The 24,345-nt window shown below is 68.9% G+C and carries 18 protein-coding genes; 7 read left to right on the top strand and 11 right to left on the bottom strand.

Annotation, left to right across the window (positions count from 1 at the left end; translation table 11 throughout):
- Positions 1–5: 5 nt before the first annotated feature.
- Positions 6–1,388, bottom strand: coding sequence for an L-serine ammonia-lyase (locus WIX41_RS13865; protein ID WP_339448442.1), 1,383 nt, complete (start codon positions 1,386–1,388; stop codon positions 6–8).
- 86 nt (positions 1,389–1,474) lie between these two features.
- Here WIX41_RS13865 and WIX41_RS13870 point away from each other — a divergent pair, with 86 nt between their 5' ends.
- Positions 1,475–1,702, top strand: a complete 228-nt coding sequence (locus WIX41_RS13870) for a glutaredoxin family protein (protein WP_409187508.1) — start codon at positions 1,475–1,477, stop codon at positions 1,700–1,702.
- Positions 1,703–1,773: 71 nt separating this feature from the next.
- Here WIX41_RS13870 and WIX41_RS13875 read toward each other — a convergent pair whose 3' ends face one another.
- The 4 genes from WIX41_RS13875 to WIX41_RS13890 all read right to left on the bottom strand — a co-directional run bounded on the left by WIX41_RS13875 (position 1,774) and on the right by WIX41_RS13890 (position 3,857).
- Positions 1,774–2,346, bottom strand: a complete 573-nt coding sequence (locus WIX41_RS13875) for a YceI family protein (protein ID WP_339448446.1) — start codon at positions 2,344–2,346, stop codon at positions 1,774–1,776.
- 2 nt (positions 2,347–2,348) lie between these two features.
- Positions 2,349–2,921, bottom strand: a complete 573-nt coding sequence (locus tag WIX41_RS13880; protein WP_339448448.1) for a cytochrome b — start codon at positions 2,919–2,921, stop codon at positions 2,349–2,351.
- A complete protein-coding gene (locus WIX41_RS13885) occupies positions 2,918–3,604 on the bottom strand; it encodes a YceI family protein (RefSeq protein WP_339448450.1) in 687 nt (228 codons plus the stop codon). Before WIX41_RS13885 ends, WIX41_RS13880 begins: the two co-directional genes overlap by 4 nt.
- A gap of 124 nt (positions 3,605–3,728) precedes the next feature.
- Positions 3,729–3,857, bottom strand: coding sequence for a hypothetical protein (locus tag WIX41_RS13890; RefSeq protein ID WP_339448453.1), 129 nt, complete (start codon positions 3,855–3,857; stop codon positions 3,729–3,731).
- On the opposite strand from WIX41_RS13890, the gene WIX41_RS13895 reads away from it, so the two are divergent.
- The 4 genes from WIX41_RS13895 (at position 3,856) to WIX41_RS13910 (ending at position 17,794) form a co-directional block, all read left to right on the top strand.
- Positions 3,856–7,323 carry a hybrid sensor histidine kinase/response regulator gene (locus WIX41_RS13895; RefSeq protein WP_339448455.1) on the top strand — a complete coding sequence of 1,156 codons (3,468 nt, stop codon included), beginning with the start codon at positions 3,856–3,858 and terminating at the stop codon, positions 7,321–7,323. The genes WIX41_RS13890 and WIX41_RS13895 overlap by 2 nt on opposite strands.
- Before the next feature lie 212 nt (positions 7,324–7,535).
- Positions 7,536–10,967: a sensor histidine kinase gene (locus WIX41_RS13900; protein WP_339448457.1), complete on the top strand. Its 3,432-nt coding sequence runs from the start codon at positions 7,536–7,538 to the stop codon at positions 10,965–10,967.
- Entirely contained in the window at positions 10,964–14,137 is a 3,174-nt protein-coding gene (locus WIX41_RS13905) for a two-component regulator propeller domain-containing protein (protein WP_339448459.1), read from the top strand. The genes WIX41_RS13900 and WIX41_RS13905 overlap by 4 nt, the downstream gene beginning before the upstream one ends.
- A 153-nt stretch (positions 14,138–14,290) precedes the next feature.
- Positions 14,291–17,794, top strand: a complete 3,504-nt coding sequence (locus tag WIX41_RS13910; protein WP_409187509.1) for a hybrid sensor histidine kinase/response regulator — start codon at positions 14,291–14,293, stop codon at positions 17,792–17,794.
- A 93-nt stretch (positions 17,795–17,887) separates the two neighbouring features.
- Here the strand turns inward: WIX41_RS13910 and mdtD are convergent, their stop codons facing one another.
- From mdtD to WIX41_RS13935, 5 genes are all read right to left on the bottom strand, one after another.
- Complete coding sequence (gene mdtD / locus WIX41_RS13915) at positions 17,888–19,291, bottom strand: multidrug transporter subunit MdtD (RefSeq protein WP_339448463.1); 1,404 nt, start codon at positions 19,289–19,291, stop codon at positions 17,888–17,890.
- Between the two features lie 113 nt (positions 19,292–19,404).
- Positions 19,405–20,478: a uroporphyrinogen decarboxylase gene (hemE, locus tag WIX41_RS13920; protein ID WP_339448465.1), complete on the bottom strand. Its 1,074-nt coding sequence runs from the start codon at positions 20,476–20,478 to the stop codon at positions 19,405–19,407.
- 50 nt (positions 20,479–20,528) lie between these two features.
- On the bottom strand, positions 20,529–20,780 hold the full coding sequence (locus WIX41_RS13925) for a WGR domain-containing protein (protein WP_339448467.1): 252 nt from the start codon (positions 20,778–20,780) through the stop codon (positions 20,529–20,531).
- A gap of 75 nt (positions 20,781–20,855) precedes the next feature.
- Positions 20,856–21,965: a 3-dehydroquinate synthase gene (gene aroB, locus WIX41_RS13930; RefSeq protein WP_339448469.1), complete on the bottom strand. Its 1,110-nt coding sequence runs from the start codon at positions 21,963–21,965 to the stop codon at positions 20,856–20,858.
- Entirely contained in the window at positions 21,962–22,504 is a 543-nt protein-coding gene (locus tag WIX41_RS13935) for a shikimate kinase (RefSeq protein ID WP_339448471.1), read from the bottom strand. The genes aroB and WIX41_RS13935 overlap by 4 nt, the downstream gene beginning before the upstream one ends.
- 96 nt (positions 22,505–22,600) lie before the next feature.
- Between WIX41_RS13935 and WIX41_RS13940 the strand changes: the two genes are divergently transcribed.
- Positions 22,601–22,804, top strand: coding sequence for a dodecin family protein (locus WIX41_RS13940; RefSeq protein WP_339448473.1), 204 nt, complete (start codon positions 22,601–22,603; stop codon positions 22,802–22,804).
- Between the two features lie 17 nt (positions 22,805–22,821).
- Here WIX41_RS13940 and WIX41_RS13945 read toward each other — a convergent pair whose 3' ends face one another.
- A complete protein-coding gene (locus WIX41_RS13945; RefSeq protein ID WP_409187397.1) occupies positions 22,822–23,652 on the bottom strand; it encodes a kinase in 831 nt (276 codons plus the stop codon).
- Positions 23,653–23,693: 41 nt separating this feature from the next.
- On the opposite strand from WIX41_RS13945, the gene pdxH reads away from it, so the two are divergent.
- Complete coding sequence (gene pdxH, locus WIX41_RS13950; RefSeq protein ID WP_409187398.1) at positions 23,694–24,293, top strand: pyridoxamine 5'-phosphate oxidase; 600 nt, start codon at positions 23,694–23,696, stop codon at positions 24,291–24,293.
- The last annotated feature ends 52 nt before the right edge of the window (positions 24,294–24,345 follow it).

A 24,345-nucleotide genomic window follows, 5' to 3' on the forward strand; every position in this document is an offset into this window, starting at 1 on the left:
GCGGATCAGCACTCGATGACGTTCACCGCGAGCCCGCCACGGCTGGTTTCCTTGTACTTGTCCTGCATGTCGCGGCCGGTATCGCGCATGGTCTTGATGACCTTGTCCAGCGAGACCTTGTGCTTGCCGTCGCCGCGCATGGCCATGCGCGAGGCGTTGATCGCCTTCACCGCGCCCATCGCGTTGCGCTCGATGCAGGGAATCTGCACCAGCCCGCCGATCGGGTCGCAGGTCAGGCCCAGGTTGTGTTCCATGCCGATCTCGGCGGCGTTCTCGATCTGGCTGGGGTTGCCGCCCAATGCCGCGACCAGGCCACCGGCGGCCATCGAACAGGCCACGCCCACTTCGCCCTGGCAACCGACTTCGGCACCGGAAATCGAAGCGTTTTCCTTGTACAGGATGCCGATCGCGGCCGAGGTCAGCAGGAAATCGAACACACGCTGCTCGTTGGCACCGGGGCAGAAACGGTCGAAGTAATGCAGCACCGCCGGCAGCACGCCGGCCGCGCCGTTGGTCGGGGCCGTGACCACGCGCCCACCTGCGGCGTTTTCCTCGTTGACCGCCAGCGCGTACAGGTTCACCCAGTCCAGCGTGGTGAGCGGATCGCGCATGGCGGCTTCGGGCTTGGACGACAGCTCGCGGTGCAGCGCCGGGGCGCGGCGCGATACGTGCAGCCCGCCGGGCAACGTGCCTTCCTGGCGGATGCCACGCACCACGCACTGCTGCATGGCCTCCCATATCTCGCGCAGCTGGTCGCGGATTTCGTCCTCGCTGCGCCAGCACTTCTCGTTTTCGAACATCAGCTGGGCAATGCTCAGGCCACTGCGTGCGGTCTGCGCCAGCAGCTCGTCGCCACTTTTGAACGGGTACGGCAGCGGGGTTTCATCGGGCACGATGCGGTCATCGGCGGCATCGTCCTGGTTGACCACGAAGCCACCGCCCACCGAGTAGTAGTCGCGCGTGGCGATCACCTGGTCCTGGGCGTCGTATGCGGTGAAGCGCATGCCGTTGGTGTGGTAGGGCAGCTTCTGGCGCTTGTTCAGGCCCAGGTCGCGCTTCTCGTCGAAGGCGATCTCATGGGTGCCCATCAGCCGGATGCGCTTGCTGCTGCGGATGCGCTCGAGTGTGTCGGGAATGATGTCCGGGTCGATCAGGTTCGGGCGCTGGCCTTCCAGCCCCAGCAGTACGGCCTTGTCGGTGCCGTGGCCGCGCCCGGTCAGCGCCAGCGAGCCGTAGACGTCGGCGCGGATGCGCACCACGTCCTGCAGGCGGCCCGGGTCCAGCAGCCAGCGGTGCACGAAGCGTTCGGCGGCCTTCATCGGTCCCACGGTGTGCGAGGAGCTCGGGCCTATGCCGATCTTGAAAACGTCGAACGTGCTGACAGCCATGATTGCCAAACTGCGGGTATCGGATGGAGCACTATTCTATGCTTTCCCTGGCCAGCACCCTGGCTGCAACGCAGCATTTCGACGCCATGTTCATCCTTTACCAACGTGACGACTGCCACCTGTGCGATCTGGCCCTGGCCGTCCTGGCCCAGGCCGGGGTGCGTGGGCTGGACAGTGTGTTCATCGACGACGACGCAGCCCTGGAGGCGCGCTATGGCAGCCGGGTGCCCGTGCTGCGCGACGGGCAGGGGCGGGAGCTGGACTGGCCGTTCGAGGGGGCCACGCTGTCGGCGTGGATGGCCGACAACGGGTAGCGCCGGCCGTTGGCCGGCTCCACGGGGTTCCGGCACCGCGATGGCCGGCCAACGGCCGGCGCGACCGATGGTTATTTCGCCTGCAGCTTGACGACGGTGCTGATGGCAGTTTCATCGGGGATGGTCTTGGTGTCCTTCCAGTCGCCCTGGCCCACGCCGAAGTCCAGGCGCTTGACCGTCGCCCTGCCCTTGAGCACCGGGTTGGCGCCGGGCGTCCACTCGAAGGTGAAGGTGACCGGCTTGCTCACCCCGCGCAGTTCGAGCTTGCCGTTGGCCACGTACGTGTTGTCGCCGCTCTTGGTGAAGCCCTTGGCGGTGTAGGTGGCCGTGGCGAACTTGGCCACGTTGAAGAAGTCCGCCGTCTGCAGGGTCGAATCGCGGTCGTCGTTGCCGGTCTTGGCGTCGGTCAGCGGAATGGTCACATCCAGCGTGCCAGCGGCGGGGTTGGCCGGATCGAAGCTGAGCCGGGTCGAAAAGCCGGGGAAGTTGCCGGTGAACACTTCACCGTCGTACTTGGTGGCAAATACCAGCGTGGACCCGTTGCCTGCGGGCTGCACGTAATCGGCGGCCAGCACCGGGGCGGTGGCCATCAGGCCGGCCAGCGCGGCGGCCACGGCGGCGGGAGAGGTGAGCTTGATGTTCATCGTCAATCCTTCTGGGGGGAGGCGAGCCAGCCCTGCGGCAGCATGCGCGCAAGCGTGGCATCACGTTGGAAGAGGTGGTGGTAGAGCGCTGCACCGGCATGGGCGACCACCACGGCGATCAGCAGCCAGAAGCCCCACTCGTGGATGGCGTGGGAAATATCGCGCGCGCCAGGATTGGGCGCGACCAGCTTGGGCACGTCGATCAGGCCGAACCAGCGGAACGGACGCAGGCCGCTGGCCGAATCGTAGATCCAGCCGGACAACGGCAGCGCGAACATCAGCGCGTACAGCAGCCAGTGCGTGGCCGACGCGATGCGTTCCTGCCAGGTCGGCGTGCCGGGCACCGGTTCGGGCGCGCCGGCATACAGGCGCCAGCCCAGGCGCAGCGCGACCAGCGCCAGCACGGTGATGCCCAGCGATTTGTGCGCGGTGTAGACCCAGAAGTATTTCGGGGTGCGCGGCAGTTCGCCCATGGTCAGGCCGACGATGCCCAGCACGAGGATGAGCAGGGCGATCAGCCAATGCAGGCCCTGGCTGATGCCGCCCCAGCGGTCACGGGTGTTTCGGGTGGTCATGGCGCGCGCTTCCGGGCTGGCGAAGGAGATGGGGTATCCGAGTCGTCTACCGGTGCGGGAGTTCCCGGTTCATCGACGGACGGTGTGTCCTGCGGATCGGCGGCACTGCGGTCGCGCAGGGCTTCGGCTTCGATGCGCAGCTGTACCTGGTCGCCGATCATCGTGGGCCAGGCGTCCACCCCGAACGCGCTGCGGCTCAGCGTGGCGGTGGCCGAAAAGCCAGCCGTACGGCGGAACGGCGGCATCGGATGGCGCTTGATCGCATTGAGCGTGACGTCCAGCGTTACCTCGCGGCTCACGCCACGCAGGGTCAGCTCGCCGATCACGCGCGCATGGGTGGCATCGATCGGTTCGATGCGAGTGGAGACGAAACATGCCTCGGGATGGCGTTCGGCGTCGAGCAGGTTGCGCGCCAGCGCGGCCCTGTTCCATTTGTCGTTGCCCAGGTCCAGGCGCTGCAGCGGCACGCTGACCGTGAGCATGGCGCTGTTCCAGTCGTCGGGATCGAAGGAGAGGGTGCCTTCGCTGCCCGACACGGTGCCCAGCGCCTGCGAGAAACCGGCATGCTCGACCGCGAACAGAACGCGCGTGTGCACCGGGTCGAGGCGGTAGGTATCCGGCGCGGCGCTCACCCCCCAGGGGGCGGCATACAACAGCAGGGCAAAGGTGAGGCGCTCGATCACGGCCGGCTCCGTTCAGGGCTGGGCCGATCATACGCGCTGCCCCGTGATGCCCGGCAGCACCATGGCTGCAACAGATCGTGGTGCGGCCGGGGCGTTGTGCAGCGCGCTGTGTGACAATCGTCGCCTACAGGGAGAACTCGATGGCGTTGAGCACGCGCGGTTGGCGGGCAGGCATCGTGCTGCTGGCACTGGCGCTGTATTCGGTGTCATCGACGTTGTGGGCCGCAGGGACATCGGCAGAAACACCGCGCATGCGCCGCCTGGGCGCGGCCGAAGGCATGCCTTCACGCATGGTGCTGGCGTTGGCGCAGGATCGGCAGGGTTACATCTGGGCGGCCACCGACGACGGCCTGGCCCGCGTCGATGGCGTGGGCCTGCGGGTCTGGCGCAATGAACCCGACGACCCCGGCTCGCTTCCCGGCAACGAGATCGAAACGCTGCTGATCGACCCGCTTGACCGGGTCTGGGTCGGCAGCAACGGGGTCGGCTTGAGCATGCTGGGGCCTGGTCGCGAGCGCTTCGAGCGGTTCCCGGACCTCAGCGAGCGCTGTGAGGGGCAGTTCTGGTCCCTGGCGTACGCGGGCAAGGCGCTGTGGATAGGCACCAATCGCCATGGCATCTGCCGGCGGGAGGAGGACGGCACGCTGGTCCGCTACCAGGCCGATGCCGCGGATCCCGCCGCGCTGCCCGACGACACCATCTACAGCCTGCTGTCCGATGCACAGGGACGTGTATGGGTAGGCACTGGCAGTGGCGTGGCGCGCTGGGATGGGCGCGGCTTCACCCGTATCGCCCCGTCGGTACTGGGTGGGAAAAGCGTGTTCCGGCTGACCCGCGACCCGGATGGCACCGTATGGGCCGGTACCGAGGGCGGTCTGTTCCGGATCGGCGCTGATGACAGTGCGCGCCCGGCCCCGTGGACGCTGGGCGCCGATGTGCGCGCCGCCTCGGTCGTGCACGACCGCAACGGCGGGTACTGGCTGGGCACGGCCGACGGCCTGTACCGCGGCGACGAGCAGCGCCTGCGCCTGCTGGCCGGCGATGCCGGCAGCGGTTTCCTGACCGAGCGCAGCGGTGTGCTGGACATGCTGCAGGACCATGAAGGCGGCCTGTGGGTAGCCTTGCTGACCCAGGGATTGGCGTACCTTCCACCGGACTGGCAGCGCTTCTCCACCTGGTACCAGCTCGATGGCAAGCCATTGGACAGCGTGTACCTGCTTGGGGTGGCCGCAGCAGGCAACGACTACTACGTGGCCGGTGCGCACGGTGTGTACCAGCTGGATGCCGGCGGACGCCTGCGCCAGATCGCCACTGAAAAGCAGATTGGCGTAGGCGCGGTCTGGTCGGTGTTGCCACGCGCCGATGGCGCGCTCTGGCTCGGTCGCGCCGGCAGGCTGGGGTTGTTCCAGCCGGTGACCGGGCAACTGCGCGAGTGGAAGATCGGTGGCGGCGCCGACGTGCGCCAACGCATCGACCTGATGCGAGAGTCACCCAATGGCGAGCTGTGGCTGTCGATCATGAACCATGGCGTGCAGCGACGCGACGCGCAGGGCGGCCTGCTCGACGACATCCGCATCGGCGACGGCCGCGGCCTGCCCGACGTGCCGGTGGAACAGATGGTGTTCGACCCGCGCGGCCAGTTGTGGATCATGGGCGACATGGGCGACATGGGGCTGCTGCGCTGGCAGGAGAACCGGTTTGAACGGATCCCGGGCATTGCCCCCGGCAACCTGTACGACATGGCCTGGCTCAGCCCGGACGAGGTATGGATGGCGCGCAAGGGCAGCCTGGAGCGCTACCGATGGGACGGGTTGAGCATGACCCTGCGCGAGCGCGTCGGTTCCGCGCAGGGCGTGCCACCGGTATCGATGGGCGGCATCGTGCTGGGACGCGACGGCCAGGTCTGGGCGACCACACCGCGGGGTCTGGTGTGCTGGCATTCGCGCGAAGGCCGCCTGCGGGTATACGGCGAGCGCGATGGCCTGCCGGACATGGAATTCAGTGGACGCCCGCCAGTGGCAGGCGCTGATGGCCGGGTGCTGGCGGTCACCGCCACCGGGCTGGTGGGCTTCGACCCCAATGCACCTGACGCGGCGCTGCCGCCGTCGCAGCTGGTCATCGACAACATCCAGGTGCGCCGCGACGACGCCGAAGGCCAGCAATCGTTGCCGGTCGACGCGCCGCTGCTCCTGGGCCCGGACGACCGCGATCTGATCATTTCGGCGCGGCTGCTGTCCTATGCCAGTCCCATGGGCAACCGCTACCGCTACCGGGTGTCCGGCTACGACCAGAACTGGGTGATGCAGAACGCCGATGGCGAACGCCAGTTGTCGCGCCTGCCATCGGGTCAGTACGCCATCGACGTGCAGGCGGCGACGCCGCATGGCGAGTGGACGCCCTCGCGCACGATCAGCGTGCAGGTACAGCCGCCGTGGTGGCGCAGCAGTTGGGCCATCCTGGGCTATGTAATGCTGTGGCTGCTGCTGGTGGCAGCGGTAGCGGCCTTCGCCCGCGCGCGGCTGCGCCGCCGCCAGCAGTGGCAGCTGACCGTGCACAAGCAGCAGATCGCCGAACAGGCCTCACAGGCCAAGAGCCGATTCCTGGCTACCCTGGGCCATGAAGTCCGCACCCCGATGACCGGCGTCCTGGGCATGAGCGAACTGCTTCTGGCCACGCCGCTGGACGAGCTGCAGCGTGGCTACGCCGCGTCCATCCAGCATGCCGGCACCCACCTGCTGCGGTTGGTCAATGACGCGCTGGACCTGGCCCGGATTGAAGCGGGCCGGCTGGAGCTGGACATCCGGTCGTTCGACCTGATGTCGATGCTGGTCCAGGTCGAAACCCTGATGGAACCGATGGCTCACCATCGCGGGCTGGCGTTCGAGCGCAGCTTCAACCTGCCGGGCACGGTGCAGGTCAGTGGCGATGAGATGCGCGTGCGCCAGATCCTGATGAACCTGCTGGGCAACGCGATCAAGTTCACCGAGCAGGGTCATGTCGGATTGGGCATCGATCTGGTGGAGGATGGCAGTGGCATCGTCCTTGAGGTCACCGATACCGGGCCAGGCATCAACGAGGACCAGCAGCAACGCCTGTTCCATCGCTTTGAACAGGCCGACGGTCCGCGTACCGCGTCCCGTTACGGTGGCAGCGGCCTTGGCCTGGCGATCTGCCAGGAGCTTGCCGTGGCCATGGGCGGGCGCATCGTCATCGACAGCCAACCCGGCCAGGGCGCCCGGTTCACTGTGCACCTGCCGCTGCCCTGGAGCGCTCGGCAGGGACCCGCGCCGAACGCGCCGCTGCAGGGTGTACCGATCGCCTTGCCGCCGCTGCGGATACTGCTGGTGGAGGACGATGTGACCGTGGCCGAGGTGATCGCCGGCCTGCTGCGGGCCCGCGGACACACGGTGGTGCACGCCCTGCACGGACTGGCGGCGCTGTCGGAAGTGGCCACCGGGCGGTTCGACATCGGCCTGCTTGACCTCGATCTGCCCGCGCTCGATGGCATCGCCATTGCCGGGCAACTGCGCGCCATGGGGTATGCGCTGCCGCTGATCGCCGTGACCGCGCGCTCGGACGCTTACGCCGAGCAGCAGGTGTTGGCGGCGGGCTTCGATGGCTTCCTGCGCAAGCCGGTCACGGGCGACCTGCTGGTGGCGGCGATTGCGCAGGCGCGTATCGCGCGCTGCGGCCAGGCTGAAACGCCGGTTTCTCCATAGGCTGGGCATCAGAAAATGCCAAAGTCAATTCATAACTTGATTCGCAGCTCTGTGACGTTCTTACAGGTATCGGGATGCGTCGAGGATGCGATGGTTTTACCGTGGCAGGAATGAGAACGAAAACGTTGCGGTAGACGGTGACGCCTCCGCGAGGAGCCCTGCACGGGCAAACCGTAGCGTTGTTGCTGGCCCTGTTGCTCATGTGGCCGGCGGTGAGCCGTGCGGGCGTCGTACAGCTGCCATTGCCACGCCTGCTGGGCATGGCTGACGGTCTGCATGACCCTCATGTGCGCGATATCGCTGAAGATGCATCCGGCTATCTGTGGCTGGCGGGCAGCGATGGCCTGATGCGATTCGATGGGCAGCGCTACCGGTTGTGGCGGCGCGAGGAAGGCTTGCCTGACGTGGATCTGCGCGCGTTGCATGTGGATGCGCGTGACCGTCTGTGGTTGGGTACGGCCACCGAAGGGTTGATCATGATGGGGGCCGATCGCAGCGCCTTCCAGCGGCTCCCCGCGTCGGCACCGCCGGCCTTGCGCCAAGGTCACCTGCGCCAGGTACGCAGCAGTGGCGACGGTCGGGTCTGGGCCATCGGCAGCGACCAGCAGCTGTATGGGCTGGCGCCACGCGACCCGGGCTGGCAGCGACATCCGTTGGGGGACGATGCGGTAACGGCACTGATCCGCGACCGCGCAGGTGCGCTGTGGGTCGCCCAGTCCTCCTCGCTGTGGCATTGGAATGGCACGCACTTCGCCCGTGTGGCCCTGCCGGCACCCTCGGCCGCGCCGATCCAGACGCTTTGGGCCGATCCGCACGGTGGCGTTGAAATCACCTCGGCGCGTGGTACCTGGGCACTTGATGCTGCGCAGCGCGCGCGGGCGGTTGGTGCGCGCAGCGTGCTGCGCAGCGCCGATGGCACGCTCTGGCAGCAGCAGGGCGCCCGGTTGCTGCGGCGCGAATCAGGACAGGTACTGCCATTGACCTTGCCGCTGCCGCCAGGCGCCACGCCTGGGCCGGTGGTGATCCGGCAGGCGCTGGAGGACCGCAACGGCGACCTGTGGTGGGTAAGTGAACACCACGGCGTGTGGTGGCTGTCGGCGCGCTGGCGGCAGTTCACGGCGTTGCCTGCCAGCACGGACCGCGCGCCGGGTATCGGGAGTCATTACGCGCTGGCGTTGGCGGCCTCGGGCCAGCACCACGCGTGGGTTGCCGGCAGCCAGGGGCGGCTGCAGTACCTGGATCTGCGCAACGGGCGCGGTCGTGACGTGATCGGGTATCCACACGCTGGCGTTACCTCGCTGCCGGTGGGCCTGGCTGAGGATGCGGGTGGACGGGTCTGGGTAGCCAGCGCCGACCGGTTGTTGCGCTATGACCCCCGGCGACGCAGCCGGCGCGAATGGGCACTGGGCCTGGGCACCGACCAGGGCGCGATCACCCTGCAGGCATGTGGTCGCGGGCAGGTCTGGCTGGCGCACCCGCAGGCGATCCAACGGTGGTCGACGACAGGGGAGCGGCTGCGAAGCGCTGCTCCGCAGGCGGTGGGCCTGGCACCGGATGTGCCGGTGCGGCAACTGCTGTGCACGCGCGATGGCGAGGTTTGGGCCACCGATCCGCTGGGCCTGATGCGCTGGTCGGCGGCACGCGAGCGCTTCGAGCGGATCCCGGGCGATGGCGAAGGCGCCGTATCGGCTATCGCCGAAGCCGACGATGGCACGTTGTGGGTCAGCCGCCCGGCGGCACTGGAACATTACCGCCGGGTGCAGGGTCGTCTGCATCGTCTGCGCCGCGTGGCCGGTGGCCAGGGCTACCCGCAGCTGCGCGCCGACGCGCTCGTGGTGGGTGCCGATGGCGTGGCCTGGGCGGGCGCTGCGCGCGGGCTGGTGCGGGTGGATCCGCGCTCGGGCGGCGTTGACGTGCTGGGTACCGCGCACGGCTTGCCGGTGCAGGAGGTATTGTCGCAGCGGCTGCTCCGGCTGGGCTCGGGCGCGCTGCTGGCCGGCGTGCGTGAAGGTGGGTTGCTGGCCTTCGACCCCCGTATGGTGCGGACGCCGGGCGCCGTGCCGGTGCTGGTGTTCGACGCAATGAGTCGTCGCCGTCAGGGTCGCGTCATCCAGGTGCCGTTGACGGCATCGCCGGTGGTCCTGCGAACAGCCGATCGCAATGTGCGGGTCGCGGTGAGCCTGCTCGGTCGCGGCGATCCTGATCGCATCCAGTACCGCTTCCGCTTGCTGGGTCAGGACCCGGCATGGGTCGACACCGGTCCGGTGGCACAACGCCTGTTCACGCGCCTGCCTGCGGGTGAACACACCCTGCTGGTGCAGGCACGGCATGCCGGCGGGGCGTGGTCGGCGGTACGCCAGCTGCCGCTGCGGGTAGTGCCCCGATGGTGGGAAACCGGAACGGGACGAACGGCAGTTGTTGCCGCACTGTGCGTGGCGGTCGTGGGGATGGCGCGCCTGTATCACCGCCGGAAGCGGCGTCGCGCCTGCCGGCGCCAGGCGCGTGCGCGTCGCCATCGTGCCGAACAGGACTCGATGCAGCGCAGCCGCTTCCTGGCAGAGCTGGGCCGCCAGGTGCGTGCGCCGCTGACCCCGGTACTCGGCTGGAGCGAACTGTTGCTGCAGTCGCCGCTATCGCCGGTGCAGCGCGAGCAGGTCGGCAGCCTGCAGCAGGCCGGGCATCACCTGCTGCAGTTGATGGACGATGCGTTGGACCTGGCCGGTATAGAATCCGGCCGCCTGCAACTGCAGCCCGCGCCGTTCGTGCTGGCGGAGGTGATGCGTGAGCTGCATGCGCTGTTGCTGCCGGTGGCACGGCGCAAGGCATTGGCATTGCACTGGACCAGTACGTTCGCACCGGGTACCTGCTTCCACGGCGACGTGCAGCGTCTGCGCCAGATTCTGCTGAACCTGCTGGGCAACGCATTGAAGTTCACCGCGCACGGGCAGGTCAGCCTGAGCGCGCGTACCGGCCCGGATGAACGCGGGTTGTTGCTGTGCGTCGCCGATACCGGACCGGGCATGAGCGCTGCGCAACTCCAGCGGCTGTTCCAGCGCTTCAGCCAGGCCGATGGCGCAGACACTGCGGCTCGCCACGGCGGAAGCGGGTTGGGCCTGGCCATCAGCCGGGAGTTGGCGCAGGCGATGGGCGGTACCCTGGCCGTCGACAGCCAGCGCGGGCGTGGAACCCAGTTCCAGTTGACGTTGCCCTGGCACGCGCTTGCTGCCGGTGCGGTGCCAGTGGCGCCGCTTGCGGCCGTGGCCGTCGACGCGCGGGCGGCAATGGCGCGTTCGCTGCGGGTGATGGTGATGTTGCCTGCCGCCGAGGTCGAGGCGGTGGAAGTGGTCTGTGCGCTGCTGCGTGCGCAGGGCCACCGGGCGGTGGGCGTGGGTGATGCGCAGGCCTGGGTACGCGATGTCGACCCGGGGCCCTGGGACCTGATTGCGGCGGACCCGGACATGCTGGTGGCCGGCGGGCGCCTGAGTGCACGCCTGCCCTGGTTGTGGCCGGGGGTTCGGCGCATGGCGCTGACCACGCGCGCGGACGCCAATGCCGAGCGCGACGCGCGGGCCGGTGGTTTCGACGTGTTTGTGCGCCTGCCGCTTACCGGGGCACGGTTGGCTGCGGCCGTGGCAGGCGCATGACCGGCGCCCTGCGGTCGCGCTTCCGGCAGCTTTGCGGTCTGCTGCCATTGCTGCTGCTTGCCGCAGCGGTGCAGGCCGCCCCGCCCAATGCGTTGCGCTTCACCACCGCCGACGGCCTGCCGTCCAATGCCGTGCACCAGGTGGTTGAGGATCGCGACGGCTACCTGTGGTTTGCTACGGACGATGGCCTGGCCCGGTTCGATGGCCAGCGCTTCCGGATCTGGCGGATGGAGCAGGGCCTGGCCGACAACCAGCTGCTGGCCATGGCTACGGACGCGGATGACCGCTTGTGGATCGGTACGGCGCAGGGGCAGCTCATGCGCATGTCAGCCGATCGCACCCACATCGACCGCTTCGACAGCACGCGCTTTCCGCCGTTGGCGGGCGCGGCGATCAGCGTCGTGCTGCCGACGCCGGATGGTGCCGTGTGGTTCGGTACGCGCGATGCGGGCCTGTTCCGGCTCGGGCCGCAGCATCGGCTGCGCCAGTACCTGCCCACCGCGAACGGCGACGGCGTGCCGGCCCGTCGCGTCGACCACCTGGCAGTGACCGCCGATGGCACGCTGTGGGTGGGAACCCCGCGTGGACTGGTGCGCTGGCGGAACGGCCGCTTCATGGCAGCGCCATCGATGCTGGCCGGTGCACCGGTCACCTCGTTGCTGGTCGATGCCGACCGTCGCTTGTGGGTAGGAGGCGCAGCAGGGCCGTGGCGTTCGACGGACGCAGGCCAGCTGGAACCGGTGGATGCTTCGGTAGGAACGCGTGCGCTGGGCGCCTCGCGCAGCGGTGGTCCATGGCTGGGTGAGAACGCGCAGGTCTGGAAGAACGGATCCCCGCGCCTGCCTGGTGTGAGTGTCGCGCCGTTGGGCAGCGCCGATATGCCGCAGTTCCGCATGGCGCTGGAGGACCGCCACGGGAGCGTGTGGTTGCTGGGCAGGCATCTGGGGGTATGGCGCCTGCCGCCGCACTGGCAGCACTTCATTCCGCTTGACGATGCGCCGCGTGCGTTGCCGGCGATGAGCGGCGTCCATCTGGAACCGCATGCGCCAGCGCACTGGCTGGCGTGCGCCGACGGCAGCCGCTGGCGGCTGGATGCACAGGCGATCGAACGGCAACCGGTCGGTGGCGCGGGTATGCAGCGTTGGCGCTGGGACGCGCTCGACCAGCCCCGTCCGAGCGGTCCCCTGGCGCTGCATTGCGATGCGGCCAATGGGATGTGGTGGGGGGGGCGGCATGGGCTGACGCGATGGGCGGACGGCCGCTTCCACCCGGTCACGGGCGTGGAAGGCGAAGTCAGCGCGCTGCATCTGGCGGGGGACGGTGCGCTATGGGTGGCCAGCCCGGGCAGGGTGCGCCGCTACCTGATCCTGGACGGCGTGGCGCGGCCGGGCGTGCAGATCGACGCGCGGCAGGGTTTGCCCTCGTTACGGCTGGCGTCATTGGCCAGCGACGCGCACGGCGCCCTGTGGGCCAGCAGCGCGCGGGGCCTGCTGCGCCTTCGCATCCGCGAAGGCCAGGTTCGGTTGTACACGCGCAGCGATGGCGTGCCGGAGGCCGTCATCAACGCGCAGCTGCAGGCCGAGGGATCGACGATGCTGGCCGTGGACGGACAGGGCCGGGGAGTGCGGTTCGCCCCGGCTGGCCTGGCAGCCTGCCGGGGCGAACCCGCGCTGGTGGTGGAGCGGGTGCAGCTGCATCGTGATGGCATGTTGCAGGTGCTCCCTTCCAAGGCGGTGCTTCGGTTGCGGCCGGAGGATCGGGACATCCAGGTCAGCGTCCGCCTGTTGGGGGCAGCGGCGCAGGCGCGCCAGCAGTACCGGTTCCGACTGTGCGGGCTGGATCGCGAATGGATCCGCGTGGGCCGCCGTGGCACCCGCGGCTTCCCGAGCCTGCCGCCCGGCGAGCACCGCCTGGAGTTCCAGGCGCGATTGGCCGATGGCAGCTGGTCGTCGACCCGGGCGCTGCTGCTGCAGGTCGAGCGCAGCGGTTGGCATCACCCGGCGCTGGTAGGGGTGCGGGTTACCGCCGGTGCGCTGCTGGTGGGCGGCGGTGCCTGGGCGGCGGTACGCCGCGTGGCGCGCGTACGGCGGGCGCAGGCATCGGCGCAGGGGCTCTCGCTGGCGCTGCGCTCGGCCCAGGCCAAGGCGCACTACCTGGCAACGCTTGGCCATGAAGTGCGCACACCGCTGACCGGCGTACTGGGCATGAGCGAGCTGCTCCTGTCATCGCACCTGCATGCTGCCCAGCGGCAGCAGCTGGAGCGGATTCTGCAGGGCGGCCACATGCTGCTGGAGCGGGTCAACCAGGCGTTGGACGAGGCCCGGCTGGAGGCCGGTTGCGCGCCCCTGCAGGCGGCCGTCTTCGATGTAGTGGGCGTCCACCGCCAGTGGCTGGCCCGCCAGGTACTGGCGTCGTGCTGTCGGGGCACCGCGCTGGCCCTGTGCCTGCAGGTGGCAGACGGCGCGCACGCGCATGGCGATTCCCGAAGGCTCGGTCAACTACTCGACGCGGTGGCGCGCGTTCTGGGCCGGCACACCGGCGCCGGGCGCGTCGTGCTGCAGGTGGCGTGGCGGCCCGGGCGCGAGGGACTGCTGCTGGCGTTCAACGCCAGCGGGCGTGCTGCGTACCGGCCGGGGCGGGGCGCAGGTACGGCCGTGCCGACGCCGTCGTTGGCATCGCTGCGCGTGGCGCTGACCCCCGCCGAGCGCCTGGCGGGGGCGCTCGGTGGCACGCTGAGCGTGCATGCCGGAGCGGGCCCGCAGTGGTGCGTGCAGGCGAGTGTGCCGATGCCGGCCGTGGCGTCCCGGTCCGGCCGGCGGGTACTGCTGGTGGATGATGACCCGCAGGCAGCCATCGCCGGTTGCGAACTGCTGGTCGCACAGGGCTGGGAGGCAGTGCATGCGCCACACGCACTGGCGGCCTTGACCGAGCTGGCGGCAGGCCGGTTCGACCTGGTACTGGTGGAGCTGGACCTGCCCGGCATCGACGGTCTGACCCTGCTCGGCATGCTGCAGGTGCAGGACGTGGACATGCCGGTGCTGGCGATGAGCCGGCGGCGGGCAACTGGCCTGGCGGGCCAGGTCGGTGCCGCGGGCGGCGCTGGCCTGCTGTACAAACCTGTCACGGCTGCGGCCTTGCGTCAGGCGTTGCAGCAGGCAGGCGCGGGCTGATGGTTCGTCCAGATCAAGCGAACCGTTTACCATCTACCCCGCGACTTGGGCTTTTTACGACAGGTCCTGCCCGGTCAGCCCTTCGCAGGACGACCCCGACCCGCTCCAGGAGATCCATTGGTGTTGCCTACGCGTTGGCTGCTCCTGTTCGGGATGCTGTGCATGTGGCCGTCGCTGGCGGTGGCGCAACCCGTCCCGCCCACGCCGCGCCAGCTGACCGTGTTCGACGGTCTGCCGTCCAACACGGTCAACCGCATGGCCGAAGACGGGTACGGTTACCTGTGGCTGGCGACCAACGATGGCCTTGCACGCTTCGATGGCCGCAACTACCGGGTCTGGCGTGCCGAAGATGGCCTGCGCGACAACCTGGTGTGGAGCGTGCATGTGGATGCGCGCAACCAGCTGTGGATCGGTACCGAGAACGCCGGCCTGGCGATGATGTCCGCCGACCGTCGCGAGCTGCGTTTCTTCGATCGCGCCAGCTACCCGGTGATCGGCAGCAACACGATCTGGAGCCTGGCCTCCACCGGTGACGGGGCACTCTGGTTCGGCACGTACGAAGGCGGCCTGCACCGGCTTGACCGCAACGGCGTGATCACCCGCTTCATGCCTGAGCCGGGCAATCGGCGCAGCCTGCCTGCGGCGTCGGTAACGCACATGGCGACCACCCCCGACGGCAGCCTTTGGGTAGGCACCACGGCGGGGCTGGCGCGTTGGACCGGGCGCGACTTCGAGCGGGTGCCAGCCGCCAAGCTGCCCACCTCGTTGATCAACGGGCTCACCGCCGAACTCGATGGCAGCCTGTGGATCAGCACCAACGCCGGTACGGTGGTACGCCGCGCCGACGGCCGCTTCGAACCGGCACCGTGGCAGGTGGATGCCGGCGACCAGGTGCTGGGCATGATGCTGCGCGACGAACAGGATGGATACTGGCTCGACACCCGTTCCGGGCTGGGCCGGGTCTACAAGGGCCGGTTCCAGCAGGTGCCGCTGTACAGTGCGGTGGCGCGCGGCCAGGTCCGCCCCAACTGGACCGGCGCCCACGAAGACCGCGAAGGCGGCATCTGGCTGGCCAGCACCAACAGCGGGCTTTGGCACCTGTTGCCGCGCTGGTGGCAATTCTCGGTGTTGTCGCGGCTGGAGGACGATCCGACCTCGCTGCGCAATGGTTATGTGCTGGGCATGGCGGTGTCGGCCAATGGAGGGGTGTGGACGGTCGGTACGCATGGCGCGTTGGACCGCTTCGACCCGGGCACCGGCAAAGTGGAACAGCACCGCACCCGGGTGGATGGTGCACAGTGGCTGCAGTCCGTGCTGGAAGACCCGCGTGGCCAGGTCTGGATCGGCTCTCACGAGGCGCTGCTGCGCTACCAGCCGGGTGACGGATCCCTGCAACGCTGGGGCCGCGACGCCGCTGTCGATGCCGTCATGGATGGCCCGGTCGAATCGCTGGTGCTGTGCGATGACAACCGGATATGGAGCGGATCCTCCGGTGGGCTGCAACAGCGCGATCTGGACGGGCGCGTCCTCCACCAGATCGCACCGGGGGCAGCCGGGCTGGCCATCGGCCAGCTGGTCCAGGACCTGCTGTGTGGACCCGAAGACCACCTTTGGCTGGCTACCAGCCAAGGCCTGCTGCAGTGGGTGCCGGCGCGTGAGTGGTTCGAGCCGCTGCCGGGCGTCACCGCGTCCGGCATCCACGCCCTGGCGCGGGCCAACGATGGCAGTGTGTGGGTATCCGGGGAAGGTCGACTGACCCGTTACAAGTGGAACGGAAAACAGTTGGAGCCTGAGGCGCAGATCGATGCGGCCGTCGGCTACCCGCAGCTGTCGGCTACCGCGTTGGTGGTCGATGCGCAGGACATCGTCTGGGCCGCCAGTTCGCGCGGTTTGATCCGCGTGGATGCCAACCAGGGCAGTGTGCGCCAGTACGGTGTGCGCGATGGGCTGCCCAGCCAGGAGTTCCGCCGTGGCACGCTGGTGCGGACGGCCAGCAATCACATCGCCGGCGGTACCCCGGCCGGGGTGGTGCTGTTCGATCCGGACCAGGTGCGGCCGGCAACCCGGCGTGCGCCGCTGGTGATCGAGCGCGTCGAGGTGCGGCGCGGTGAACGGGTGCTGGACCTGACCCATCTTGTGCCACTGGAGATCGCCGATGCCGACCGCGACCTGCGCATCGTGGCACGGCTGCTGTCCTTCGCCGATTCGTCGTCCAACAGCTACCGCTACCGTCTGGCCGGCTACGACCCGGACTGGGTGGATGTAGGGCCTGGCGGCGAGCGCGTGTTCTCGCGGCTGCCACCCGGGCGCTACCGGCTGGAAGTGCAGGCGCGCTCGGCCGACCTGGTCTGGTCGCGGGTGCAGGTGCTCGAATTCCGCGTGCAGCCACCGTGGTGGCGAAGCCTGTCGGGGCTGCTGGTGATGGCCTCGATCGCGCTGCTGCTCATGAGCCTGTTCGCCTGGTTGTACCGGCGCCGGGTGCAGCGCCGCCACGCCTACCAGCTGGCCCTGCACAAGCAGGAGCTGGCCGAACAGGCTTCGGCCGCGAAGACGCGTTTCCTGGCCAACCTGGGTCACGAGGTACGCACGCCGATGACCGGCGTGCTGGGCATGAGCGAGCTGCTGCTGGGCTCGCCGTTGACTCCGCAGCAGCGCAGCTACACCGAATCGATCCGTCACGCCGGCGAACATCTTCTACACCTTGTGAACGACGCGTTGGATCTTGCCCGGATCGAATCGGGGCGGCTGCAGCTGCAGGCGCAGACCTTCGCGCTGCAGGGAGTGATCGACGATGCCTGCACCCTGATGGCGGCGCTGGCCGAGCAGAAGGGGTTGCGCTTCGTGGTCGACAACGACCTGCCCGCCGGTTTATGCACCGTCGGCGATGCGGTGCGGGTGCGCCAGATCCTGCTCAACCTGCTGGGCAATGCCGTCAAGTTCACCAGCCACGGCGAAGTGCGGCTGAAGGTGCGCGCGCTGGCCCCTGGGCGCGGCCTGTACTTCGAGGTGTCCGACACTGGGCCGGGAATCAGCAGCGACCAGCAACAGCGTCTGTTCCGGCGCTTCGAGCAGGCCGATGGCGCGCGCACCGCCGCGCAGTACGGCGGCAGCGGCCTGGGCCTGGCGATCTGCCGCGAGCTGGCGCTGGCCATGCAGGGTCAGATCGGCGTGGAAAGCCAACTGGGCGTGGGTACGCGCTTCAGCGTGACGTTGCCGTTGCCGTTGCAGATGGCCGATGCCACGGTGGGCAGCGCCGGTGTTGCCGAGGGCCAACCCTTGCCGCCGCTGCGCCTGCTGCTGGTGGAAGACGATGAGACCGTGGCCAGCGTGATCATCGGCCTGTTGAGCGCGCGCGGGCACGAGGTGGTGCATGCTGGCCATGCGCTGGCGGCGTTGCGCGAAGTGAGCGACACACCCTTCGACGTGGTGCTGCTGGACCTGGACCTGCCTGGCCTGGGCGGCATGGAACTGGCCGGCCACCTGCGCAACCAGGGCTATGCGATGCCGTTGCTGGCGGTGACCGCGCGCACCGATCCGGGCATTGAACAACAGGTGCGCGAGGCGGGCTTCCAGGGGTTCCTGCGCAAGCCGGTGACCGGCGACCTGCTGGAGCAGGCGATTGCGCGGGTGGTGGTGGGGGCGCGGGGCGGGGCGTAAAACAGCCGGTTTCGTTCATTCTTCCGAACGGCCGCAGGCGCAAGGTCATCGGACCAACGGTCCGCTGCTGCCCGGTCGCGGAATAGCCTGCGGCTATTCGGCGACCTCCTCCACATCGCGTGGAGAGGGGCGGGTGTCGGGAAGCTGCCAGAAGATCACGGTGGAGGTCAGCGTGATCGCGCCCACGCACACGAACGTGGCGTGCAGGGCGGCAGTGGCACCGTGCAGTGCGTCGAGGTGGCCGAACGCGGCCAACAGGCTGCCGGCCGCGGCGGCGCCGAAGCCGGTGGCGAGCATCATCACCATCGACAGCAGGCTGTTGCCGGAGCTGGCGAAGTCGCGGTCCAGGTCGCGCAGGGTCACGGTGTTCATCACGGTGAACTGCAGCGAGTTGACCGCGCCAAACACGGCCAGCTGCACCACCCGCAACCACATCGGCTGGCCAGGCACCATGAAGATGAAACTGGCCATGGTCAGCCCGACCAGCACGGTGTTGACCATCAGCACCCGACGGTAGCCGAAGCGCTCCACCAGTTTGACCGCGTAGCGTTTGGACAGCATGCCGGCGGCGGCGACGGGAATCATCAACAGCCCGGCGTTCATCGGGCTCATGCCCATGCCGACCTGCAGCAGCAGCGGAATCAGCAGCGGCATGGCGCTGCTGCCGATCCGTGAGAACAGGTTGCCGAGAATGCCGATGCGGTAGCTGGGGACGTGGAACAGGGCCAATGAAAACAGCGGCGCAGTGGAGTTGGCCGCGTGCAGCCAGTAGCCGACCAGCGCGGCCAGGCCGGCCACGGTCATCAGCATCACCAGCGCGTGCGGGGTGGCCATCCCGGAGATGCCGTCCAGTGCAAGCGACAGCACCACCATGCCGAAGGCCAGCATCAGGTAACCGGCAATGTCGAAGCGGGTCCGGTGTTCGGCGTAATGGTCCGGCATGATCTTCAGTGCGGCCGCATAGCCGATCACGCCGATGGGCAGGTTGATCAGGAACACCCAGTGCCAGGACGCCACCTCTACCAGCCAGCCGCCCAGCGTGGGGCCAATGAGAGGTCCCACAAGGGCAGGAATGGCGATGAAACTCATGGCGCGCAGAAACTGTTCGCGCGATACCGAGCGCATCACGGCCAGGCGCCCGACCGGCAGCAGCATCGCACCGCCCACGCCCTGCAGTACGCGCGCGGCGACCAGCTGGTGCAGGGTCTGCGCCAGCGCGCAGGCCAGCGATCCAAGGGTGAACAGGATGATCGCGGCAAGGAAGGTGCGGCGGGTGCCGAAGCGGTCGGCGATCCAGCCGGAGGCGGGAATGAAGGTCGCCACGGCCAGTGCATAACTGAACACCACCGACTGCATCTGCAGCGGGCTCTCGCCCAGGCTGCGCGCCATGGCGGGCAGGGCGGTGTTGACGATGGTCGAATCCAGCATCTGCATGAAGATCGCCAGCGACACCAGCCACAACAGGGGCCGGAACGAGGCGTAGCTGGGGGTCGTCATCGTGTGCACCCTTCATCAACGAGGTGCACATGATCGCAGATGCAGGGCAATGGCCGGTGATGGACACCGCGCGGACACGCCATGCGTGTCCAACGCAACACCCGGACGTTCAATCAACGTCGGCTGAGGGAATGCACCGCTTCAACCAGCACCTGCACATGCTCGGGATTCATGTCCGGCGACATGCCATGGCCAAGGTTGAACACATGGCCCTCGCGCGAACCCCCATTGCCGCGTGCGTAACTGTCCAGCACCTGCCCGGCGGCGCGTTCAATTGCTTCCGGATTGCCATACAGCGTGGTCGGGTCCAGGTTGCCCTGCAGCGCCACGCGGCCGCCGGTGCGCGCCACTGCGTCGGCCAGGTCCAGGGTCCAGTCCACGCCCAGCGCATCGGCGCCGGTGTCGGCCAGGTCGGCCAGGTGCAGGCCGGTGCCCTTGCCGAACAGGATCAGCGGGGTGCGCTGCCCGCCATCGCCGCGCTCCAGCTCACGCGCGATGCGGGTCAGGTAGCGCAGCGAGAATTCCCGGTACATGGCCGGGCTGAGCACGCCGCCCCAGGTATCGAATACCTGCAGCACCTGCGCGCCGGCCGCGCGCTGGGCGGCCAGGTAGGCGATCACCGCATCGGTCACCACCGACAGCAGCTGGTGCAGCGCGGCCGGTTCGTTCAGCGCCATCGCCTTGATGCGCGCGAAATCCTTGCTGCCGCCGCCTTCGACCATGTAGCAGGCCAGCGTCCAGGGGCTGCCGGAGAAGCCGATCAGCGGCACGCGGCCGTCCAGTTCGCGGCGGATCACGCGCACGGCATCCATCACGTAGCGCAGTTCGGTTTCCATGTCCGGCACGGCCAGCCGGGCGATGGCGGCGGTGTCGCGGACCGGGTGGCGGAACTTCGGACCTTCGCCTTCGACGAAGTACAGCTCCAGGCCCATCGCGTCGGGAATGGTGAGGATGTCCGAGAACAGGATTGCCGCATCCAGGTCGAAACGGTGCAGCGGTTGCAGGGTCACTTCGCAGGCGATGTCCGGGTTCTTGGCCATGGCCAGGAAGCTGCCGGCCTTGGCGCGGGTGGCGCGGTACTCGGGCAGGTAACGGCCGGCCTGGCGCATCAGCCAGACGGGGGTGCAGTCCACCGGTTCGCGGCGCAGGGCGCGCAGCAGGCGATCGTGGCGGGAGGGGCTGGTCACGGGATGCTTCCTTGGAATCGGTGGCGCAGGGCCAGGTGAAGGCGGGCCGCTCAGCGCGGCGGCACACCGCTGGTATAGGTGATCTGGTAACCGCGCTTGAGCTCGGTATCGCGCGCCTTCTCAAACGCGGCCTGGGCCTGGCCCACATCCGGGAACAGCTGGCGGTGCAGCTTGGCGCGCCCGCCAATCTGCCCCGACTCGCGCAGCAGCTCCCAGCCACCGAACAGGTCCGGTTGCAGGGTGAGCTGGAGGTAGCGGGCCGGTTCGGTTCCGCCGGGAGGTTGCTGCAGGAAGACGCGCATGGTGGCGATTGTAGCCGTGAACCGGCAACGCGGCCGTCACCGGCCCGCCGGGCGGGCGCGGCAAACGGTCGCAGCTCAGCCCGTGTGCAGCACGCGCAGCACGTCGGCTTCGTCGATGTCGGCCACCACTTCGGCGCGGCCGATGCCTTGCCAGAGCACCAGGCGCAGGCGCCCGGCCACGTTCTTCTTGTCCAGCCGCATGCGGGCCAGCAGCGCTTCGGGGGCCAGCCCGGCTGGAATCGCGACCGGCAGTTCATAGCGCAGCAGCAGTTCGCGCAGGCGGGTGGTGTCGTCGTCGTGGCTCATGCCCAGGTGGGCCGACAGCCGCGCGGCCAGCACCATGCCCACCGCCACCGCTTCGCCATGGTTGAGGTTGTCGTTGCCCGGCGCACCGTAGCCCTGTTCGGTCTCGATGGCATGGCCGAAGGTGTGGCCCAGGTTCAACAGGGCACGCTCGCCGCGCTCCAGCGGATCGCGCGCGACGATCTCGGCCTTGTGTTCGCAGCTGCGTGCGATGGCCTGGGCCAGCGCCGCGTCGTCGCCGGCCAGCAGGGCGGCGTGTTCGGCCTGCAGCCACTGGAAGAACAGCGGGTCGCGGATCGCACCGTACTTGATCACTTCGGCCAGGCCGGCGCGCAGTTCGCGCGGCGGCAGCGTGCGCAGCACGGCGGTATCGGCGATCACCGCGCGCGGCGGGTGGAACGCGCCCACCAGGTTCTTGCCTTCGGGAATGTCCACGGCGGTCTTGCCGCCGACCGAGGAATCGACCATCGCCAGCAGCGAGGTCGGCAGCTGCACGCAGTCCACCCCACGCATCCAGCAGGCGGCAGCAAACCCGGCCAGGTCGCCGGCCACGCCGCCGCCCAGGGCCATCACGCACGCATCGCGGGTGGCGCCCAGCGCGGCCAGGGCGGTGATCGCCGCCCCGAAATTGGCCAACGTCTTGGAGGCTTCGCCGGCCGGCAGCACCAGTTCGCCGATGGCCAGGTCGGGGCGCTCGTCCAGCAGCGCCTGCTTGACCCCGGCCAGGTACAGCGGGGCCACCGACGAATCGCTGAGCAGCAGTACGTGGCGGCCGCGCACGTGGCGGGCCAGCAGTTCGCCCTGCGCAAGCAGGCCGGGGCCGATGTGGATGGTGTAGGGGGTGTCGCCGCCGACGGCGACGGTGCGGGGGGGAGCGGTCATGCGGAAGGTTCCAGTCGCTGCCATTGCGCGGCCAGACGCAGCACCAGCTGCGCGGTAGCCTCGCTGGGCGTGTACAGATCGGTATCGAGGGTAAGGTCGGCCAGCCCGCGGTACAGCGGGTCGCGCACGGTCGCCATCTCGTGCAGGACCTGCTCGCGGTCGGGCCGCTGCAGCAGGGGCCGTCCACGGTCGCGGGCCAGCCGCTCCAGCTGGGCCGGCACGCTCACCCGCAGGTAGACCACGAAGCCGCGCTGGGCGATGGCCTGGCGGTTGCCGGCATCGAGCACCGCGCCGCCACCGGTGGAAATCAGCTGCCGCTCGCCAGCCAACAGCTGCTGCAGCACCTGCCGCTCATGCTGGCGGAAGCCGGCCTCCCCCGAATGCTCGAAGATCGTCGGAATGCTGGCCCCGGCCGCGTCCACGATGGCCTGGTCGGCGTCCACGAAGTCCAGGGTGAAGCGCTCGGCGAGCCGCCGGCCGATACAGGTTTTGCCGGCGCCCATCGGGCCAATCAGGATGAGGTTCGGAGCGGGATTCATTACCCGGAATGCTAACACCTCCGTGTCGCAGCCTTTACGCGCGGGACCCCATGGTGGGCAGTGCGGAATGTCCCGCGCGCACCTGGAGCACGCCCCATGTCAGTGGCCAAAATCATCGAGATCAATGCATCCTCGCCCACCAGCGTCGAAGACGCGGTCCGCAGCGGCCTGAAGAAAGTGTCCGAAACGGTCAAGGGCATCCAGGGCGCCTGGATCAACGAGACCAAGGTGATCACCGACGGCCAGGGCAACATCACCGAATGGCGGGTCAATCTGCGCGTGACCTTCCTGGTGGGTTGAGCGGGCGGGGGGCGGCCTCAGCCCGGCGCCGGCACGACCCGGCGCTGTTCGTCCAGCACCACCACGCGGTCGGCCAGGGCCGGGAGCGTGCGCAGTGCCTGCCGGCTGACCCGTTCGTAGTACTGCACAAACCGCTCCAGCTGGGCGCGGCTCATGCTGCTGCGCTCGGGCTGGGCGGCCTGCAGGTTCTGCTCCTGCTGCCAGCGCCAGCGCGGCACCACGGCGAAATCCGGCGGCTGCAGGAACCACAACCGGTCGCAGCGCTGCCACAGCGCCGGGTAATGCTCGGCCAGGGCCTGGTTGCACCAGCGGCGCCAGCGGCCATCGGCGTCGGCCTCGCGCTCGAGCGCATTGAGTGGGGTGTCCAGCGCTGCCTCGGCCTGCGCCGGCGTGCCCAGGAACCAGCCTTCGAACACCAGCACGTCCAGCCCGTCGTGTAGTCGCGGCCATTCGGTCTCGGGCACGCGTTCGTCCGCCAGCTTGTCGAACCGTGGCAAGGCAACCGCGCGCTGCGCGGCAATTGCATCCAGCGTGGCGTGGGCCAGGGGCAGATCGTGCGTGCCGGGTGGGCCACGGGTCAGCAGCAGCGGGTGCACCTGGCGCGCCAGGCGCTGTCGCTGGGCGCGGGTGAGGTAAAAGTCGTCGATGGACAATGCCGCCGCGCGCAGACCACGGCGCTGGGCCAGGGCCACCACCTGCGCGGCCAGCGTCGATTTGCCGCTGCCCTGCAGGCCGCTGATCGCCAATACTGGCACCGTGGCCGTCACGGCCAGCGCATCGTCCAGCGCCTGCGCGACCAGTGCATCGGGAAATCCCTTGTTCCGGGGCATGTACGCGGCAACGGGCATGCGGTGACAATAAACCCAAACCGAGCCGCAAGAAACCAACCATGACCGATCTCTACGCTGAAGCGCTCTCCACCTTCGCCGTGCTGTACGACGAAGCCAAGGGCAGCGCTGAAATCGAACCCAATGCGATGACCGTGGCCACCGCCACGGCCAATGGCCTGCCCTCGGCGCGCACGGTGCTGCTCAAAGCCTTCGATGCACGCGGTTTTGTGTTCTACACGCACCTGGACAGCCACAAGGGACGGGAACTGAAGGCCAATCCCCACGCGGCGCTGTTGTTCCTGTGGCGCAGCCTGCGCGAGGCCGGCGTCCAGGTGCGCATCGAGGGCGGTGTGGAGCAGGTCAGCGACGCCGAAGCCGATGCGTACTTCGCCTCGCGCCCGCGCCTGAGCCAGATCGGCGCGTGGGCATCGCTGCAGTCGCGCACGCTGGAATCACGCGAGGCCTTCGATGCGCGCGTGGCCAGCGCCGAAGCCAGCTTCGCCGGCCGCGACGTGCCGCGGCCGGAGGGCTGGAGCGGGTTGCGGGTGGTGCCGCGCCGGATCGAATTCTGGTATGGCGCGCAGTTCCGCCTGCATGAACGCTGGTGCTATGAAATCGATGCCGACCGGCAGTGGAGCAAGCGGTTGTTGTATCCGTAAGTGGGCATGCCGGCCTGCCGCGTGCCCACGCGGGCATACGGCAGACCGGCTT

Origin of the sequence: Stenotrophomonas sp. AB1(2024) (assembly GCF_037482345.1) — a bacterium.
In the GTDB taxonomy this organism is placed as follows: domain Bacteria; phylum Pseudomonadota; class Gammaproteobacteria; order Xanthomonadales; family Xanthomonadaceae; genus Stenotrophomonas.